General features: G+C 72.3%; 15 protein-coding genes, 1 tRNA gene and 1 pseudogene. 8 read left to right on the top strand and 9 right to left on the bottom strand.

The window, feature by feature from the left end:
* Positions 1–147: 147 nt before the first annotated feature.
* Together ACZ3KP_RS34875 and ACZ3KP_RS34870 are read right to left on the bottom strand one after the other, a co-directional pair.
* A complete protein-coding gene (locus tag ACZ3KP_RS34875; RefSeq protein WP_467504485.1) occupies positions 148–828 on the bottom strand; it encodes an RDD family protein in 681 nt (226 codons plus the stop codon).
* Positions 829–883: 55 nt separating this feature from the next.
* Positions 884–2,416 carry an RDD family protein gene (locus ACZ3KP_RS34870; RefSeq protein WP_467504483.1) on the bottom strand — a complete coding sequence of 511 codons (1,533 nt, stop codon included), beginning with the start codon at positions 2,414–2,416 and terminating at the stop codon, positions 884–886.
* A 241-nt stretch (positions 2,417–2,657) separates the two neighbouring features.
* Between ACZ3KP_RS34870 and ACZ3KP_RS34865 the strand changes: the two genes are divergently transcribed.
* Entirely contained in the window at positions 2,658–3,071 is a 414-nt protein-coding gene (locus tag ACZ3KP_RS34865; protein WP_467504482.1) for an SsgA family sporulation/cell division regulator, read from the top strand.
* Positions 3,072–3,089: 18 nt separating this feature from the next.
* Here ACZ3KP_RS34865 and ACZ3KP_RS34860 read toward each other — a convergent pair whose 3' ends face one another.
* Positions 3,090–4,496: an FAD-binding oxidoreductase gene (locus ACZ3KP_RS34860; protein ID WP_358983395.1), complete on the bottom strand. Its 1,407-nt coding sequence runs from the start codon at positions 4,494–4,496 to the stop codon at positions 3,090–3,092.
* A gap of 92 nt (positions 4,497–4,588) precedes the next feature.
* Between ACZ3KP_RS34860 and ACZ3KP_RS34855 the strand changes: the two genes are divergently transcribed.
* Entirely contained in the window at positions 4,589–6,082 is a 1,494-nt protein-coding gene (locus ACZ3KP_RS34855; RefSeq protein WP_467504480.1) for a tetratricopeptide repeat protein, read from the top strand.
* 36 nt (positions 6,083–6,118) lie between these two features.
* Here the strand turns inward: ACZ3KP_RS34855 and hppD are convergent, their stop codons facing one another.
* Positions 6,119–7,267, bottom strand: a complete 1,149-nt coding sequence (hppD, locus tag ACZ3KP_RS34850) for a 4-hydroxyphenylpyruvate dioxygenase (RefSeq protein ID WP_467504479.1) — start codon at positions 7,265–7,267, stop codon at positions 6,119–6,121.
* Positions 7,268–7,388: 121 nt separating this feature from the next.
* Between hppD and ACZ3KP_RS34845 the strand changes: the two genes are divergently transcribed.
* From ACZ3KP_RS34845 to ACZ3KP_RS34835, 3 genes are read left to right on the top strand one after another with little or no spacing between them, the layout of a single operon-like run.
* Positions 7,389–7,913, top strand: coding sequence for an Lrp/AsnC family transcriptional regulator (locus ACZ3KP_RS34845; RefSeq protein ID WP_467504477.1), 525 nt, complete (start codon positions 7,389–7,391; stop codon positions 7,911–7,913).
* 49 nt (positions 7,914–7,962) lie between these two features.
* Entirely contained in the window at positions 7,963–8,547 is a 585-nt protein-coding gene (locus tag ACZ3KP_RS34840) for an ArsR/SmtB family transcription factor (RefSeq protein ID WP_467504475.1), read from the top strand.
* Between the two features lie 14 nt (positions 8,548–8,561).
* Positions 8,562–8,747 (top strand): hypothetical protein, encoded by a 186-nt coding sequence (locus ACZ3KP_RS34835; RefSeq protein ID WP_467504538.1) that lies wholly within the window; start codon positions 8,562–8,564, stop codon positions 8,745–8,747.
* Positions 8,748–8,753: 6 nt separating this feature from the next.
* Here the strand turns inward: ACZ3KP_RS34835 and ACZ3KP_RS34830 are convergent, their stop codons facing one another.
* The 4 genes from ACZ3KP_RS34830 to ACZ3KP_RS34815 all read right to left on the bottom strand — a co-directional run bounded on the left by ACZ3KP_RS34830 (position 8,754) and on the right by ACZ3KP_RS34815 (position 13,919).
* Positions 8,754–9,542, bottom strand: a complete 789-nt coding sequence (locus tag ACZ3KP_RS34830) for a S16 family serine protease (RefSeq protein WP_467504473.1) — start codon at positions 9,540–9,542, stop codon at positions 8,754–8,756.
* A gap of 44 nt (positions 9,543–9,586) precedes the next feature.
* On the bottom strand, positions 9,587–10,228 hold the full coding sequence (locus tag ACZ3KP_RS34825) for an IclR family transcriptional regulator (protein WP_132890544.1): 642 nt from the start codon (positions 10,226–10,228) through the stop codon (positions 9,587–9,589).
* Between the two features lie 288 nt (positions 10,229–10,516).
* On the bottom strand, positions 10,517–12,322 hold the full coding sequence (locus ACZ3KP_RS34820) for a DEAD/DEAH box helicase (RefSeq protein ID WP_467504471.1): 1,806 nt from the start codon (positions 12,320–12,322) through the stop codon (positions 10,517–10,519).
* A gap of 157 nt (positions 12,323–12,479) precedes the next feature.
* Positions 12,480–13,919, bottom strand: coding sequence for an MFS transporter (locus tag ACZ3KP_RS34815; RefSeq protein WP_467504469.1), 1,440 nt, complete (start codon positions 13,917–13,919; stop codon positions 12,480–12,482).
* A 182-nt stretch (positions 13,920–14,101) separates the two neighbouring features.
* On the opposite strand from ACZ3KP_RS34815, the gene ACZ3KP_RS34810 reads away from it, so the two are divergent.
* A tRNA-Cys gene (locus tag ACZ3KP_RS34810) sits at positions 14,102–14,173 on the top strand.
* 98 nt (positions 14,174–14,271) lie between these two features.
* Here the strand turns inward: ACZ3KP_RS34810 and ACZ3KP_RS34805 are convergent.
* On the bottom strand, positions 14,272–14,853 hold the full coding sequence (locus ACZ3KP_RS34805) for a hypothetical protein (RefSeq protein ID WP_467504468.1): 582 nt from the start codon (positions 14,851–14,853) through the stop codon (positions 14,272–14,274).
* Positions 14,854–15,201: 348 nt separating this feature from the next.
* Between ACZ3KP_RS34805 and ACZ3KP_RS34800 the strand changes: the two genes are divergently transcribed.
* Together ACZ3KP_RS34800 and ACZ3KP_RS34795 are read left to right on the top strand one after the other, a co-directional pair.
* Positions 15,202–16,068 carry a lysostaphin resistance A-like protein gene (locus tag ACZ3KP_RS34800; RefSeq protein WP_467504467.1) on the top strand — a complete coding sequence of 289 codons (867 nt, stop codon included), beginning with the start codon at positions 15,202–15,204 and terminating at the stop codon, positions 16,066–16,068.
* A gap of 133 nt (positions 16,069–16,201) precedes the next feature.
* Positions 16,202–16,744, top strand: a pseudogene (locus ACZ3KP_RS34795) (RNA-guided endonuclease InsQ/TnpB family protein); the annotation flags it as partial.
* Positions 16,745–16,782 lie beyond the last annotated feature (38 nt).

The following is a 16,782-nucleotide window of genomic DNA, read 5'->3' as shown; positions in this document are numbered from 1 at the left end:
CCCGCCCCGGGGGGGGGGGGGGCGCCCCCCGGGGCCCCCCCGGGGGGGCCCCCCCCCCCCCCCGCCCCCCCCCCCCCCCCCCGGCCGGGGGGGGGGGGGGGGGCCCCCCCCCCCCCCCCGGCTGCCTGTGCGCCCTCCCCCTCTTCGCTATCTCGTACTGACGACGACCGTCTTCCCGGCCTTGTCGTGCAGTCCCTGTTTGTACGGCTTGTCGAAGAAGCTCCAGCCGCCGCAGATCACCGTCCAGACGCAGGCGCAGCAGAAGGCGAACGGCACCCAGAGCACCAGGGCGCGGACCAGGGAGGTCTGCGTCGAGGGCGTGGCGCCGTCGCTCAGGTTGGCGACCCGCATGCCCAGCCACTTCTTGCCGAGGGTCTGACCCGACTTCGCGATCAGCAGGGTGTCGTACGCGACGAACAGGACGCAGGCGATGATCGACTGCGCGAGGGACTTGCCGACCGCGACCCGGTCGCTGTTCACCTCGTACTCGCGCACGCCGAAGACCAGGGTGATCAGCCAGACCACGATGAGCACCAGGATCATGTCGATGATGCGGGCGAGGGTGCGCCTGCCACTGTCCGCGAGCGGGGGCATGCCGGCGAGCGGATCGGCCGGGGATCCTCCGGGACCACCACCACCGTAGCCGCCGCCTTCGCCGTACGGGCCGCCGCCGTAGGAGGGCGGCGGGGGGTGTGCGCCGCCGTACGGGGCGTCGTACGGCGAGCCCGCGCCCCGGCCTTCGTCCCGGCCCGGTGGGGGCGGCTTCCTGAACGGGTCTTCTTCCGGCGGCTCTCCAGGGCCCGGGGGCGGCGGCGGTTCGGTGCTCATGGCCCGAGTGGAACGCGCGACGGCCGGGCCCGCATCCGGCGAGCGGCCGTCCGGGTCATGCCCCCGCTACGAAGGTGTGCGCCGCCTTGTCGTGCCAGCACTGGTGCCAGGGGCGGTCGAACAGGCACCAGGCCACGCCGACGATCCCGATGCCGAGCAGCCCCGGCACGGTGTACACCAGCCAGCGGCGCAGCGCGGCGCCGAAGGCCGGCGGCTCGTGGCCCTCGATGTCCCGCACCTCCAGGCCGAACAGCTTCTTGCCCAGCGTGCGGCCCCACTTGGCGGTGGGCAGCACCTCGTAGAGGAGGCCGGCGACGAGCAGGACGGCGAGCACGATGCCGAGGTACAGGCCCGTGGTGCCGTCGAGCAGCCACACGGTCTCGGTCCGGCCCGACAGCCTGGCCGCGTCGATCTTGTCCTGCACGTGGCCGGCGGCCCTGGTGCCGAGCGGTACGGCGGCGACCGCGGTGACCATGCCGACGAGCAGGCTGTCGACGAGCCGGGCGCCGAACCGCCTGCCGAGCCCGGCGGGGCGGGCCGCCGCCTGGCGTCGGGCGGCGGCCTGGAAGACGTCCTCCACCGGCGGCTTCCAGGGCGCGACCTGCTGGTCACCGGCGAGCTGGTGCACCTGCTGCGGCCACGAGGACTGCCCGCCCCCGGCACCGGCGGCCATGGGAGCGACGGGCACGGCGGGCGCGGGATCCGGCCCGGCGGACTGCGGGGGTACGGCGGGGGCGACGGCGGAGCCCGCGGGCAACGGCAGGGCCGCGGCGGCCCGTTCCACGGCGGCCTTCCCGGCACCGAAGCCGGGCCGCCCGGGAACGGCTCCGCCGGAGGTGCCGGGCGCGCCGACAGGCCCCTGAGGACCGAACCCGCCGGAACCACCGGCCTGACCCTGGCCCCCGACACCGGCCGCGCCCGCAGCCCCGGCACCACTAGCCGCACCTGCGCCACCCGCCGCGCCCGGCCCTCCGGAACCCGGCGCACCGAACCCGGCCGTTCCAGCGCCGGGCGCTGCGGCGCCGCCGGCACCGGAACCGCCACCGGGACCACCTGTCACCCCGCCACTCTGGGACCCGGTGCCCGTCCCCCGGTTCGACGGGGCCTCGTCCCGGACCGGGCGGAAGGCCATCGTGCCGTCGTCCATGGGGGGCCGGGTGCCCGCCGGGCCGACCGTCGGCCTGCGGAAGACGAACGTGCCGCCGGAGTCGAGGTCCCCCTCGTCCGCGGGCGGGATCGTCGCCGTGCCGTCGGTGCGGGAGGACCGGCCGTCGGGCCGGGGCGGCGAGCCCGGCGCCGACCGCGGGTCGGTGCCCCAGGCGGCCCCCTCGGCCGTCCAGCCGGAAGCCGTCGGCGGCTGCGGGTCCTCGTCGAAGAAGTGCGGGCCGGTCTCCTCGACGGAGGCGGGTGCCGCGGGCCGGGAGCCGGGCGGCGGGCTGAGCGGTTCAACGGCGGCCGGGGCCGGACGGCTGGTGCCCGGCACCCACGCGGCACCGTTCCAGTAACGGACGTAGCCGGGGATGGACGGGTCCGGGTAGTAGCCCTCGCGGGGCCGTTCGTCACCGGGTGCCGGAGTTGGGGCGCTCATGTCCGTCGTCCCGTATCTGCTCGGGGGTCGTGTGGGAGCCTCCACATCTATCAGACCCGGGTGCCCGTCACCGCCAGTCCCGCAGGACCCGCCCCTTTCCGGGCAGCCCCGTGCACCCCCTTCACCACATCGGAAGAAAATTTCCCGGAACCCGCGTAATGCTCGCGCCCCCGGCGGCTCTCCCCTCGTACGGGCCCACCACCGGTGCCCGTACGACTGATCGAGAGAGGAAACGGACGCCATGCATCACACCGTCGTGGAACGCGAGCTGGAGCTGCGGCTCATCCTGTCCCCCGAGCGGAGCATCCCGGTCCCCGCCCGGCTCCGCTACCGCTGCGACGACCCCTACGCCGTCCATGTCAGCTTCCACATCACCTCGGAGTCCCCGGTCCACTGGACCTTCGCCCGCGACCTGCTGGTGGAAGGGGTGTTCCGGCCGAGCGGGCACGGGGACGTGCGGGTGTGGCCGACGAAGGCGGAGGGCCGCAGCGTCGTGCTGATGGCGCTGAGTTCACCCGACGGTGACGCCCTCCTGGAGGCACCGACCGCCCAGGTGTCCGCCTGGCTGGAGCGGACGCTGCGCGCCGTGCCGCCGGGGACCGAGGGCGCGCGGCTGGGGATCGACGACGCGCTCGACCAGCTGCTCGCCCAGTGAGGCCGCCGGCGGATGGGTTCAGAACAGCTTGCCGGGATTGAGGATGCCCAGCGGGTCGAAGACGTCCTTGACGGCCCGCTGCATCTGAACGCCCACCGGCCCGATCTCCTGGGCCAGCCACTCCTTCTTCAGGACGCCGACGCCGTGTTCGCCGGTGATGGTGCCGCCGAGTTCCAGGCCGAGGGCCATGATCTCGTCGAAGGACGCCCGGGCGCGGGCGCGTTCGTCGGGGTCCTGGGCGTCGAAGCAGACGGTGGGGTGGGTGTTGCCGTCACCGGCGTGCGCGACGACCCCGATGGTCAGCCCGTGCTTCTCGGCGATGCGCTCCACCCCTTCGAGCATGTCGCCGAGCCGGGAGCGGGGCACGCACACGTCGTCGATCATCGTGGTGCCCTTGACCTTCTCCAGGGCGATCAGCGAGGAGCGGCGGGCCTGGAGGAGGAGTTCGGACTCGGCGGCGTCGTCGGCCGGGACCACCTGGGTGGCGCCCGCGGCCTCGCAGAGCCTCCCGAGGGCGGCGAGGTCCGCGGCGGGCTCCGGGGTGTCGAACGCGGCGAGCAGCAGGGCCTCGGTGGACTCGGGCAGACCCATGTGGGTGAGTTCGTTGACGGCTCGCACGGTCGTGCGGTCCATCAGTTCCAGGAGGGACGGGACGTGGCCGCCCGCCATGATCCGGCACACCGCGTCGCAGGCGGCGGCCGCGGAGGAGAACTCGGCGGCCAGCACCAGCTGCTGCGGCGGCTTGGGCTTCAGCGCGAGCACGGCGCGTACGACGATGCCGAGGGAGCCCTCGGAGCCGACGAAGAGCCGGGTGAGGTCGTAGCCCGCGACGCCCTTCGCCGTCCGTCGGCCGGTGGACATCAGCCGCCCGTCGGCGAGGACGACGTCCAGACCGAGGACGTACTCGGCGGTCACCCCGTACTTCACGCAGCACAGGCCGCCCGAGGCGGTGCCGATGTTCCCGCCGATCGTGCACGTCTCCCAGCTGGAGGGGTCCGGCGGGTAGGAGAGGCCGTGTTCCTCGACCGCCCGGGAGAGGGCGGCGTTGACGACGCCGGGTTCGACGACCGCGACGCGGTCCACCGGCGAGATCTCCAGGATGCGGTCCATCCGGGTCAGGGACAGCGCGATGCAGCCGTCGACGGCGTTGGCGGCGCCGGACAGGCCGGTGCGGGCGCCCTGCGGGACGACCGGGACGCGCAGTTCGGTGGCGATGCGCATGACGTGCTGGACCTGTTCGACGGTGCGCGGCAGCACGACGACGGCCGGGGTGCCGGCCGGGCAGAAGCTCGCCATGTCGTTGGCGTAGGAGGCGGTCACGTCGGGGTCGACGAGCACCGCGTCGGCCGGCAGACCCGCGAGGAGCCGGTCGGTGAGGTTGCTGGTGGCTTCGTCCCGAGGCGCTTCGATACGGCTCATGATCACAGCGTCGCACCCGGGGCCATCGGTGTGAACCCCACAGGGTCCGTCCTTGGGCCGCCCGGATGCCGTGGTCGTATTGACGCACAGTGAGCGGCATGTGCGCGCTCGAGAACCGACAGTCCGGGCCCGGTACGTCGCTGCTCGCGGAGCCCGGCCCGCCGCGCCGCCGGGGCCGGGGCAGGGTGCTGCGGCGGCTGCTGGTCGTCGCGCTGGCCTGCGGGGTGGCGGCGGGCGGGACGCTGCTGCTGTGGCCGCACGAGCCGCACCGCGCCGCCGCGCCGCACCCGGCGGCCGGACCCCCGGCCTTCGCGGGGGCGCGGGCGGCGGCGGTGCAGGCGGCCGTCCTCGACGGCCGGCCGGTCGCCCTGCCCGACCTCACCTCGCTCATCGGCGCCCGGGAGCTGCGGGTGCGGGAGCATCCGAAGGACGCGCGGGCCTGGGCGGTGCTGGGGGCCGCGTACGTGGCGAGGGCCCGGCGGACGGACGGGACCGCCGACTACCCGAAGGCCGAGCAGGCGCTGCGGACCTCGCTCCAGGTGGCCGCCAAGGGCAACACCGAGGCGCTGGGCGGGCTCGCCGCGCTGGCGAACGCGCGCCGGGACTTCGCCGAGGGCCGCAGGTACGCGGAGGAGGCGCTGAAGGCGGCGCCGAAGCGGTGGGCGGCGTATCCGGCGCTGATCGACGCCTGCGACGGGCTCGGCGACTACAAGGCGGCCCGCGCCGCGCTGGACAAGCTGATGGCGCTGAAGGTGGGGGCGGCGGTGAGACCGGCCGTGATGGCGCGGGCCTCGGCGGTGTACCGGGACCGGGGCTGGCGCGAGGACGCGGTGGCCCAGGTGACGGACGCGGCGGCGGCCGCGGGGACGCCCGCCGAGCAGGCCGCGTACCTCACCCAGGCCGGGCAGCTGGCCTGGGAGCGGGGCGAACGGGAGGACGCGCTGCGGCACTTCGAGGCGGCCGTACGCCTCGACGCCGACCAGTGGGCCGCGCGCGCCGGGCAGGGGCGGGCGCTGGCCGCGCTGGGCCGCACCCGGGACGCGCTGACCGCGTACCGGGAGGCCCTCGCCCACCGGGCCGCCCCGCAGGTCTCGCTGGAACTGGCCGAGCTGTACGAGTCGCTGGGGATGGCCGAGCAGGCGCACACGCAGTTCGGGCTGATGCGGGCCCAGGTGGAGAAGGAGCTGGCTGCCGGGGTCGACGACGATCTGCTGATCGGACAGTACGAGGCGGACCACGGGGAGCCCGAGGAGGGCGTGCAGCGGCTGACCGCCGAGTGGGAGCGGCAGCCCGGCATCGAGGTCGCGGACGCGCTGGGCTGGGCGCTGCACCGGGCGGGCGACGACCAGGAGGCCCTGCGGTACGCGTCGATCGCCACGGACTCGACGAAGGGCGGCGGGGTGCGCAGCGCCCTGTACGCCTTCCACCGGGGCATGATCGAACGCGACCTGGACGAGGACGCCTCGGCCCGCCGCCACCTCCAGGACGCCCTGCGCGTCAACCCGTACTTCTCCCCGCTGCAGGCCCCCGTGGCGAGATCGGCCCTGGCGGCGCTGGGCGAGGAGCCTCCGGAGGAGCCGCTGCCGGGGTGACGGCTCCTCCCTGGCTGCCACCGGCCAGAGGACCGGCTAGAGGTTGCCGCGGCGGTCCTGTTCCCGCTCGATCGCCTCGAAGAGGGCCTTGAAGTTGCCCTTGCCGAAGCCCATCGAGCCGTGCCGTTCGATGATCTCGAAGAAGACCGTCGGGCGGTCCTGGACCGGCTTGGTGAAGATCTGCAGCAGGTAGCCGTCCTCGTCGCGGTCGGCGAGGATCTTCAGCTCGCGCAGGGTGTCGATCGGCACCCGGGTGTCGCCGACCCACTCGCCGAGGGTGTCGTAGTAGCTGTCCGGGGTGTCGAGGAACTCGACGCCGGACGCGCGCATGGTCCGTACGGTCTCGACGATGTCGTTGGTGTTGAGTGCGATGTGCTGGACGCCCGCGCCGCCGTAGAACTCCAGGTACTCGTCGATCTGGGACTTCTTCTTGGCGATGGCCGGTTCGTTGATCGGGAACTTGACCTTGAGGGTTCCGTCGGCGACCACCTTGGACATCAGCGCGCTGTACTCGGTGGCGATGTCGTCGCCGACGAACTCCTTCATGTTCGAGAAGCCCATGACCCGGTGGTAGAAGTCCACCCACTCGTTCATCCGGCCGAGTTCGACGTTGCCGACGCAGTGGTCGACGGCCTGGAAGGTGCGGCGGGCCGGGGGCTCGACGATCGGGGACGCGGCGGTGAACCCCGGGAGGTACGGGCCGTCGTAGCCGGTGCGTTCGACCAGGGTGTGGCGGGTCTCGCCGTAGGTGGCGATCGCGGCCAGCACCACCGTGCCGTGCTCGTCCTTCAGCTCGTAGGGCTCGGCCACCGAACGGGCGCCGTGCTCGATCGCGTACGCGTAGGCGCGGCGGGCGTCCGGGACCTCGATGGCGAGGTCGACCACCCCGTCGCCGTGCTCGGCGACGTGCTGGGCGAGGAAGTGGCCCCAGGGGGTGGCGGGCTTGATGACGGAGGTGAGGACGAACCTCGCCGAGCCGTTCTCCAGGACGTAGCTCGCGGTCTCGCGGCTGCCGTTCTCCGGTCCGGAGTACGCGACCAGCCGCATGCCGAACGCGCTGGAGTAGTAGTGCGCCGCCTGCTTGGCGTTGCCCACGGCGAAGACGACCGCGTCCATTCCCCGGACCGGGAAGGGGTCGTCCTGCCGGACCGTCGTACCGGGAGTGTGGTGTGTGGTCTGCGTCATGGTCGAAGGGTGAACCCGGCCGACAAGGTGCGCAATAGTTTGCGTTTCCACTGGACAATATGCTCAGCGTTACGACCGTTTCGGCGGACTTTCTGTACAGGGTGCTCATTCGGAGGCGGGCATGGCGATCGATCATCTGGACGGCCGGATCCTGGTGCTGCTGGCCCGGGAGCCGCGGATCGGGGTGCTGGAGATGTCGCGGCGGCTGGGGGTGGCCCGGGGGACCGTGCAGGCGCGGCTCGACCGGCTCCAGTCGAGCGGGGTGATCCAGGGGTTCGGCCCCCAGGTGGATCCGGCGGCCCTCGGCTACCCGGTCACCGCGTTCGCCACGCTCCAGATCCGGCAGGGCCAGGGACCGGACGTGCGGGCGCACCTGGCGACGGTGCCGGAGGTGCTGGAACTGCACACCACCACCGGCACCGGGGACATGCAGTGCCGGCTGGTGGCCCGCTCCAACGCCGACCTCCAACGGGTCATCGACCGGGTCGTCGGCTTCGACGGGATCGTCCGCGCCTCCACGGCGATCGTCATGGAGAACCCGGTGCCGCTGCGGATCATCCCCCTGGTGGAGCAGGCGGCGGCGGACAACGAGGGGGGGCTGAGCGGGGCGGAGGCGGCACTGGGGGGTGGCTTGCAAAGAAGTTGATGCAAAGGTCACGTTGCAAAGGGTCCTTTGCATCGCTATCGTCGAGCATGTGACAGAGCCCGCGGATCGGAAACAGCGCCGCCTTGACGCCCGCTCACTGCGGGGACTCGCGCACCCGCTGCGCATGCAGTTGCTGTACGTGCTGCGGTGGCACGGACCCGCCACCGCATCCCAACTGGCCGAGCGGCTGGGCGAGTCCAGCGGATCGACCAGCTACCACCTGCGCCAGCTCGCCGCACACGGATTCGTCGAGGACGCGCCGGAGCACGGCAAGGGCCGCGAGCGATGGTGGCAGGCGGTGGACCAGAGCCTGCGCTACGAGAGCGCGGACTTCGAGGACGCGGGCCCCGAGGTGCGCGGACTGACGGAGGTGTACCTGCAGGAGGGCGCCGCGTACCACGCCCGCGAGCTGACCACCTGGCTCGCCACCCGCGACCAGTGGCCCCAGGCCTGGACCCGCTCCACCGACATGAGCGACATGACACTGCGGCTGACGCCCGATCTCGCCCTGGAACTGATCGGCGAGATGCACGCCCTGATCGAAAGCTACCGGGACCGGATCCCCGACAAGGAGACGCCGCACTCGGAGCAAGTCCGCATCCACACGCACCTCTTCCCCATCGAGACGGACTGAGAGGCCCCCCGATGCTGCACCCCGAGACGCACCTCACCCTGCACCGCGCCCGCACCGCGGAACTCCACGCCGAGGCCGAGGCCCATCGCCTCGCCGGCCGGGCCCGACGCCCCCGCGCCCTGCGTACCTGCGTCGGCTGGACCCTGGTGGAGATAGGCCTGCGCCTGGCAACCCCGGTTCCGGCATCGGCGCCCCTCTAGGCGACGTCAGCAGCTGGGGACCTTCGTCCCCTTCTCCAACGCCACCAGGTCGGAGACGGCACCCTTGAGCGTCGTCACCGGCACCAGCCTCAGCCCCTTCGGCAACTCCGCCTTCGCCTCGCCGCACTCGTCCTTCGGCACCAGGAACACCGTCGCCCCGTCCCGCCGCGCCGCCTGCGTCTTCAACGCGACCCCGCCCACGGCCCCGACCGTGCCGTCGGCGGTGATGGTCCCGGTACCCGCGATGTTCTTCCCCCCGGTGAGGTCCCCCCCGCTCCCGTTCCCGTCGAGCTTGTCGATGACCCCGAGCGAGAACAGCAGCCCCGCGCTCGGCCCGCCCACGTCGGCCAGCTTCAGCGTCACCTCGACCTTGCTCGGGCTGAGCCCGAGGTACTTCAGCGCCGCCTGGGCCGCCGCGTCCTGCGACTGCTGCATCTGCTCCGTGTTGTGCTGCTCGATCTCCTTGACGTTGCCGCCGCTCGGGTACACCGAGTCGCGCGGCATCACCGCCCGGTCCGTCCGGAACCAGTTGCCGACGACGTCGCCCAGCGACACCCGCGCGTCCGGCCCGGTCGCCTCGATCGTGGTCATCCGCAGCTGCCCGCTGGTCGAGCGGGTGGGCGCCCCGGCGACGGTGATCACCGGGGTGCCCTTGTTGTCGCCGAGGACGTTCGCCGTCATCCCGGGCTGGGCCACCGAGAACGGCAGCGGCGCGAAGACGGCCGCACCGAGCAGGGCCACGACGGGAACCGCGCAGACGGCGACGGCCTGGAGACGCGTGAGACGTGAGAGCACGGAGTCAATCTAACGCGGCGACCTGTTCAGGCCACCGTCCCGGTTCAGCGCAGCGCCTCCGCGACCTCCCGGGCCGCGTCCACCACCCGCGCCCCGACCCGTTCCGGCACCGCGTCGGCCAGCATCACGACCCCGACGCTGCCCTCGACCCCGGTGACCCCGAGCAGCGGGGCCGCGGCCCCGCTCGCCCCGGCCTCCAGCTCGCCGTGCGTCAGGGTGTAGCCGGGGTCGTCGCGCGGCGAGAGCCGGGCCGCCAGGATCGCCCGCCCGGCGGCCCCCCGGTCCAGCGGATGCCGGAACCCGGCGCGGTAGGCCACGTGGTAGTCGGTCCAGCTCGGTTCGACCACCGCGACCGCGAGGGCCTCGGTCCCGTCGACCAGCGTCAGGTGCGCGGTCGCCCCGATGTCCTCGGCGAGCGAACGAAGCGCCGGCAGGGCGGCCTCCCGTACGAGCGGATGCACCTGCCGCCCGAGGCGCAGCACCCCCAGCCCGACCCGGGCGCGGCCGCCCAGGTCACGCCGTACCAGCGCGTGCTGTTCGAGCGTGGCGAGCAACCGGTACACCACGGTCCGGTTCACGCCCAGTCTGTTGGAAAGCTCGGTGACGGTCAGCCCGTGGTCCGTATCGGCCAGCAGTTTGAGGACCCTGAGGCCCCGGTCGAGCGTCTGAGAGGTCTCCGCGGTCACGACGCCCACTCCTTAAGTGGTGAGGTCGGCAACCTCCGACGCGGGCAATGCGTCACCGAGTCCCGTCAGCGACGCGCTTCAGAGGCCGCCGATCGGCAAGGCGGCCCGGCGGCTCCGGGCCCAGTCGCTTCACGGCTGCGCTCCGCGGCGGCGCTGCCACGGGGCGTGTGCGTAGCCGGACAGTAGCGAAGCGGGTTCGCTGAGCGGAAGTCCGCGTCCAGAATCCGGTCGGAGACCGGTACGGACTGCTTGGGTATGTGCCGTTATGTACGCCGCGTGCCCGCGGTGTCACCGCATCCGGGTGGCCCACTCCTGCACCTTGGCGATCCGCTGCCGCAGCTGCCCGGCTGTGGCCTCCGCGCTCGGCGGCCCCCCGCACACCCGGCGCAGCTCCGTGTGGATCACCCCGTGCGGTTTGCCGCTCTGGTGGACGTACGCGCTGACCATCGTGTTCAGCTGCTTGCGCAGTTCCATCATCTCCTTGTGGGAGACGACGGGCCGCCGCTCCGCCGGGAGTTCGAGGAGGTCGGCCTCGGTGTCCGGTTTCTTGCGGCTGTGCGCGATCTGCCGGGCCTGCCGCTTCTGCAACAGCAGCTGCACCTGGTCGGGTTCGAGGAGTCCGGGGATGCCGAGGTAGTCCTGCTCCTCCTCGCTCCCCGGGTGGGCCTGCATGCCGAACTCGGCGCCGTCGTAGAGGACCCGGTCGAAGACGGCCTCGGACTCCAGCGCCTCGAAGGCGAACTGCTCCTGCTCGCCGGTGTCCTCGTCCTGCTCCTTGTTCGCCTCCTCCATCTCCTTCTCGGACTCGGCGTACGGGTCCTCCTCGCCCTCCTTCTTCGGCTTGTCGAGGGCGTGGTCGCGCTCGACCTCCATCTCGTTGGCGAAGGTGAGGAGATCGGGGACGGTCGGCAGGAAGACCGACGCGGTCTCGCCGCGCCGCCTGGACCGCACGAAACGCCCGACGGCCTGGGCGAAGAAGAGCGGCGTGGAGATGGTCGTCGCGTACACCCCGACCGCCAGCCGCGGCACGTCGACGCCCTCGGACACCATGCGCACGGCGACCATCCACCGGTCGTCGCTCGCGCTGAAGTCGTCGATCCGCTTGGATGCGCCGGTGTCGTCGGAGAGGACCACGGTCGCCTTCGTCCCCGTGATCTCGCGGATCAGCTTGGCGTAGGCGCGGGCCGAGTCCTGGTCGGAGGCGATGACGAGGGCGCCCGCGTCCGGAATGCCCTTGCGCACCTCGGTCAGCCGCTGGTCGGCGGCGCGCAGCACGGCCGGCATCCACTCGCCGCGCGGATCGAGCGCCGTGCGCCAGGCCTGGCTGACGGCGTCCTTGGTCATGGGCTCGCCGAGCCGGGCGGCGATCTCGTCACCGGCCTTGGTGCGCCAGCGCATGTTGCCGCTGTAGGAGAGGAAGATGACGGGGCGCACGACGTGGTCGGCGAGCGCGTTGCCGTACCCGTACGTGTAGTCGGCGGCGGAGCGCCGGATGCCGTCCTGCCCCTCCTCGTAGGTCACGAAGGGGATGGGGTTGGTGTCGGACCGGAAGGGCGTACCGGTCAGGGCCAGCCGCCGGGTGGCCGGTTCGAACGCCTCCAGGCAGGCCTCGCCCCAGGACTTGGAGTCACCGGCGTGGTGGATCTCGTCGAGGATGACGAGGGTCTTGCGCTGCTCGGAGCGGTTGCGGTGCAGCATGGGCCGCACGCCGACACCGGCGTAGGTGACGGCGACCCCGTCGTACTCGCGGCTGAGCGGTCCGGCGCTGTACTCGGGGTCGAGCTTGATCCCTATCCGCGCCGCGGCCTCCGCCCACTGCTTCTTCAGGTGCTCGGTGGGGGCGACGACCGTGACCTGCTGCACGACGTGGTGGTGCAGCAGCCAGGAGGCGAGGGTCAACGCGAACGTGGTCTTGCCGGCGCCGGGCGTGGCCACGGCGAGGAAGTCGCGCGGCTGCTCCTGGACGTACTTCTCCATGGCCGCCTGCTGCCAGGCCCGCAGTTTGCTGGCGGTACCCCAGGGCGCCCGGCCCGGGAAGGCCGGCGACAGGTGGTGGGAGTTGGAGGAGGACGGGGTGGCGGCGGTGGTAGTCACGGTCTCCGTAGTAGGGGGTCGCGAGGTGTACGAGGGTCGGGTGGCTCCGTATGACAACCGGGCCACCCTACCGGCGCGCTGCGGCTGTCAACGCGCGGACGAGGCCGGGTCACCCCGGGGTGGGACCCACGTCACAGATCACGGAGCCGGACCAGACTCAGGGAGCCGGGTCGGGATCACGGAGCCGGGTCGTCACCCAGGTCCCGGCGAGCGCCACGGCCGCCATCGGCAGGAACACGGCGGCGAAGGCGGCGGGACGGGAAGCGGAGCCCGCCGCCCCGGTCATGCTGCCGCCGCCGAGCCCGGCGAAGGCCGCACCGGTGGCGGCGAGCAGCACCACGTTGGACAGGGCGTCGGAGATCTGCAGGGCGGCGGAGTTGGCGCCGGCCTCCTCGGGGGCGGAGAGCCGGAGCATCAGGACGCTGGCCGAGGCGATCACCAGTCCCATCCCGAAACAGCCGAAGGCCCAGGCGACGGCGACGATCCACACCGGCACGGCGGGCAGGAGCACGCTGGGGGCGGTCGCGATCGCCGCGGCGACCAGCACCATGCCGAGGGTCATCAGCCGTTCCCGGTACGGCTGCAGGCGCGGCCGGGCCTGCACCCACGAGCCGATCGCCCAGGTCACCCCGCCCGCAGCCAGCGAGAACCCGGCGAGCGTGGGTGACAGCCCACGCTGGGTGACGAGCATCAACGGCACGAAGGACTCGGCGGCCAGGAAGGAACCGGCGGCGACGCCACGCAGCAGCACGACCGAGGGCAGCCCGCGCGCGGCACGGTACGTCCCGCGGGGCAGCAGCCCGAGCACGGCCGGCCCGAGCAGCGCGGCGCCGACGGCTCCGGGCAGCAGCGACAGCCAGCTCAGGTCCTGGGCCGCGTACTGGAGGAGCCCGGCGCCGAGGGAGATGCCGAGGGCCAGCCCGATCCGCCGCCGGTCGAAGGCCTCCTGTCCGCCGCCCGGGACGGGTCCGCCGGCCCGCCGCCGGATCTGCGGCAGCGCGAGCGCCGCCGGGAGGACCACCAGCGCCGGGATCCCGAGGAACACCCACCGCCAGCCGAGCTGCTCGGTGACGGCACCGGCGGCCAGTGGCCCGACGATGGACGGCACGACCCAGCCGGCGGCGAAGGCTGCCATGATCGCGGGCCGCAGCCGCTCCGGGTAGGCCCGCCCGACGACGACGTACAGCGCGACGATGACCAGGCCCCCGCCGAGCCCCTGCACGGCCCGCCCCAGGACGAACACCCCCATGCTCTGGGCGGTCCCGGCGACGACGAGCCCGGCGGCGAAGGCCCCGATCCCGGACGTCAGCGCCCCGAGCGGCCCCCTGCGGTCCGACCACTGCCCGGCCAGCACCATCCCGAACAGACTGGTCGTGAAGTACCCGGAGAAGGCGAACGCGTACGACGACACCCCGTCCAGCTCCCGGGCCGCGACCGGCATCGCTGTCCCCACGGCGGTCGCCTCGAAGGCGATCAGCAGCACGACGGAGACGATCCCGACGCTCAACGCGCGGTACGACCGTCCCAGCACGCCCTCGTCATCGGCTCTGTCTGCTGTCTCGTGCGCGACGGTGTCGCTCGGCTCAAGGGCGGTCATGCGGACCACGGTAAGGCCCACAACCGCGCTTGGCCCCTGTCGAGAGCCGTACCCCGCCTCGGACCTTGGTCGTAGATCCCGCGGCCGCCGCTTTCATGAACGCCGTGTGGCAGTCGCGTTGCACCCCCGCGGATCTCCTTGCTCCCCTCCCCCACGCCGCCCTACCTTCAACACACGGACACGGCCGTGTGCCCGAGTGGCTTAGGGACTCGCCTGCAAAGCGAGGTACGTGGGTTCAATTCCCGCCACGGCCTCTGACTGCCCGACCTGGCAGAACACGAAGGGCGGCACCCCGGAGGGGGTGCCGCCCTTTTGCCCGTCCGTCCCCTGACGGTGTCCGGGTCCACCAGTGCTAGGAGCCACCACCGGTCGTGCCGGCACCACCCGTCGTGCCGCCACCACCCGTCGTACCGCCACCACCCGTCGTACCGCCACCACCCGTCGTACCGCCACCACCCGACATGCCGCCGCCCGACATGCCGCCACCGCCCGTCGTGCCGCCACCGCCCGTCGTGCCGCCACCACCCGTCGTACCGCCACCACCCGTCGTGCCGGCACCGCCCGACATGCCGCCGCCCGACATGCCGCCACCGCCCGTCGTGGTGCCGCTGCCCGGCTTGCCACCGCCCGGCGTGCTGCCGCCCGGCGTGCCGTTCGACCGGTTGCCGAAGTTGCATGTTGCGCCCGTCTGGCAGATGACCACAGGGCCCTTGTTCCGACCGTTTTTTCGGCCGTTGTTGCCACCGCTATTTCGGCCGTTATAAGAACCGCCATTACAGTGCTTGTAGTTGCATGACCGATCGGGGCTTCGCTGCTGTGCCGTCACCACTTTTTGCGCGACCGGTTGTTGCACCGAAGCGGACGCACTGTCAAGAACCCCACCCACGAGCATGGGCGGTATTGCCAGAACGGCAACGACGAGACTCCTACGCATGAGGTGACTCCTCGCGGACATCAATCTCTAAAAGAAGGCTGAGGTTAACCCTCGCTGGCCGAGAACCGGCTCTTTTTTCATGGTGTACACCACTACTGGCCAACCACCAGAGGCGCATGACCCACCGACGATGGCGAAACCCACGTTACTCCTCGTACGCCGTGATGCCTAACGCTAGGACCGCCCAGTGCGGTTGAGCGATAAATAGGTTCCGCATCAACGATTTTCTTGTCCCCCGTGCGAGCTACGTGCGGGTGTCCTCCCAGTGGTGACGATTCCGGGGCGGCCGGTCCCTAGCGTCGGACAGGTCGCGGCGCTTCGGCCGCGCATGTCGGGGAGGAAGTCGTCATGAGGGTGTTCTGGCAACTGCTGGCCGTCGCGGCCGTCTCGTTGACCGGTGGGCAGGCGGCCGCGGCGGTGGACGGGAACTGGTTCCTCACTCTGGTGCTCGGCCTGCTGACGGCCGTGGCCGCGGTGTACGTCTACCGGTGGGTGGTGCGGCGCACCGAGCACCGGCCGGTCACCGAGGTGGCGCGGGACGGCGCCCGTGCGGCGTCGGGGCGCGGGGTGCTGATCGGCGTGGCGGTGTTCACCGGGGTCATCGTGAACATCGCCCTGCTCGGGGACTACACGGTGCACGGCCTGGGGTCGGTGACGGGCGCGGTGGGCCTGGTCGGGTTCATGGCCGCCGCCGCTGCCACCGAGGAACTGATGTTCAGGGGCGTGCTGTTGCGGATCGTCGAGGAGCGCTTCGGGACGTGGATCGCGCTCACGTCGACCGGTGCGCTGTTCGGGGCGATGCATCTGCTCAACAAGGACGCCACCGTGTGGGGCGCCCTCGCCATCGCGGTCGAGGCCGGCGGCATGCTCGGAGCCGCGTACGTGGCCACCCGCTCCCTGTGGCTGCCCATCGGCCTGCACTTCGGCTGGAACTTCGCCGAGTCCGGCCTCTTCGGCACCGAGGTCTCCGGCAGCGGGGCGCAGCACGGACTGCTGGACGCCACGACCTCGGGGGCACCGCTGGTCACCGGCGGCGAGTTCGGGCCTGAGGCCAGTGTCTACGCGGTCCTGCTCGGGGTGCTGGTGACGGTCGTGTTCCTGCGGCTGGCCCGTCGGCGGGGCCGTCTGATGCCCCGTCGCCGTCCGGGCGTCACGGCCGACGCGGTCGCTACCGGGGTGAATTCGCGGCGCTCCGGCCTTCGGGCCGGGAAGTGAAGCGCATCTCATGTGGGGGCGACGCGGAGCATCGCGATGTTGTCCAGGCGTAGCCGGGCAGGCCACCGGCCGGTGGCATCTCGCGCACATGTTCCCGACGACAGCAGGCGTTCGAGTTTCTAGGGTGATGGTCATGCAGCTCCGGTACGCGTTCAGGCTCTACCCGAATGCCGGTCAGCGCACCGCGCTGGCCAGGGCTTTCGGGTGTGCCCGGATGGTGTTCAACGACGCGGTCCGTGCCCGCGAGGACGCCAGGAAGACCGGGCAGCCGTTCCCGGCGGCCGGAGAGCCATCCAGGAAGCTGATCACCGAAGCGAAGCGGACGGCGGCACGCTCCTGGCTGGGCGAGGTCTCCGCCGTCGTCCTCCAGCAGTCCCTGCGGGACGCCGAGGCCGCCTACCGCAACTTCTTCGCCTCTCTCAAGCACACCCGTAAAGGACCCAGGACCGGCCCGCCCCGCTTCAAGTCCCGCAAGGACGCCCGGCAGTCGGTCCGGTTCACCGCCAACGCCCGCTGGACCATCACCGACAGCGGCCGTCTGAGCCTGCCGAAGATCGGCGCGGTGAAGGTGAAATGGTCCCGCACCCTGCCCGCCGCACCGTCCTCCGTCACCGTCGTCAAGGACGCGGCCGACAGGTACTTCGCCTCCTTCGTCATCGACACCGATCCCGAAGAAACAGGAAGCCACGGATTCCCGACCGGAAACCGTGCCGC

This window comes from Streptomyces sp. NPDC020958 (assembly GCF_055562175.1).
Note: the sequence above shows the minus strand (reverse complement) of the source record. Positions and strands in the feature narration are given on the sequence as shown.

What these genes read in the sequence shown, in the direction of transcription:
- ACZ3KP_RS34875 (WP_467504485.1), bottom strand. Translation starts at nt 828, where the DNA reads ATGAGCACCGAACCGCCGCCGCCCCCGGGCCCTGGAGAGCCGCCGGAA.
- ACZ3KP_RS34870 (WP_467504483.1), bottom strand. Translation starts at nt 2,416, where the DNA reads ATGAGCGCCCCAACTCCGGCACCCGGTGACGAACGGCCCCGCGAGGGC.
- ACZ3KP_RS34865 (WP_467504482.1), top strand. Translation starts at nt 2,658, where the DNA reads ATGCATCACACCGTCGTGGAACGCGAGCTGGAGCTGCGGCTCATCCTG.
- ACZ3KP_RS34855 (WP_467504480.1), top strand. Translation starts at nt 4,589, where the DNA reads ATGTGCGCGCTCGAGAACCGACAGTCCGGGCCCGGTACGTCGCTGCTC.
- hppD (WP_467504479.1), bottom strand. Translation starts at nt 7,267, where the DNA reads ATGACGCAGACCACACACCACACTCCCGGTACGACGGTCCGGCAGGAC.
- ACZ3KP_RS34845 (WP_467504477.1), top strand. Translation starts at nt 7,389, where the DNA reads ATGGCGATCGATCATCTGGACGGCCGGATCCTGGTGCTGCTGGCCCGG.
- ACZ3KP_RS34815 (WP_467504469.1), bottom strand. Translation starts at nt 13,919, where the DNA reads ATGACCGCCCTTGAGCCGAGCGACACCGTCGCGCACGAGACAGCAGAC.
- ACZ3KP_RS34805 (WP_467504468.1), bottom strand. Translation starts at nt 14,853, where the DNA reads ATGCGTAGGAGTCTCGTCGTTGCCGTTCTGGCAATACCGCCCATGCTC.
- ACZ3KP_RS34800 (WP_467504467.1), top strand. Translation starts at nt 15,202, where the DNA reads ATGAGGGTGTTCTGGCAACTGCTGGCCGTCGCGGCCGTCTCGTTGACC.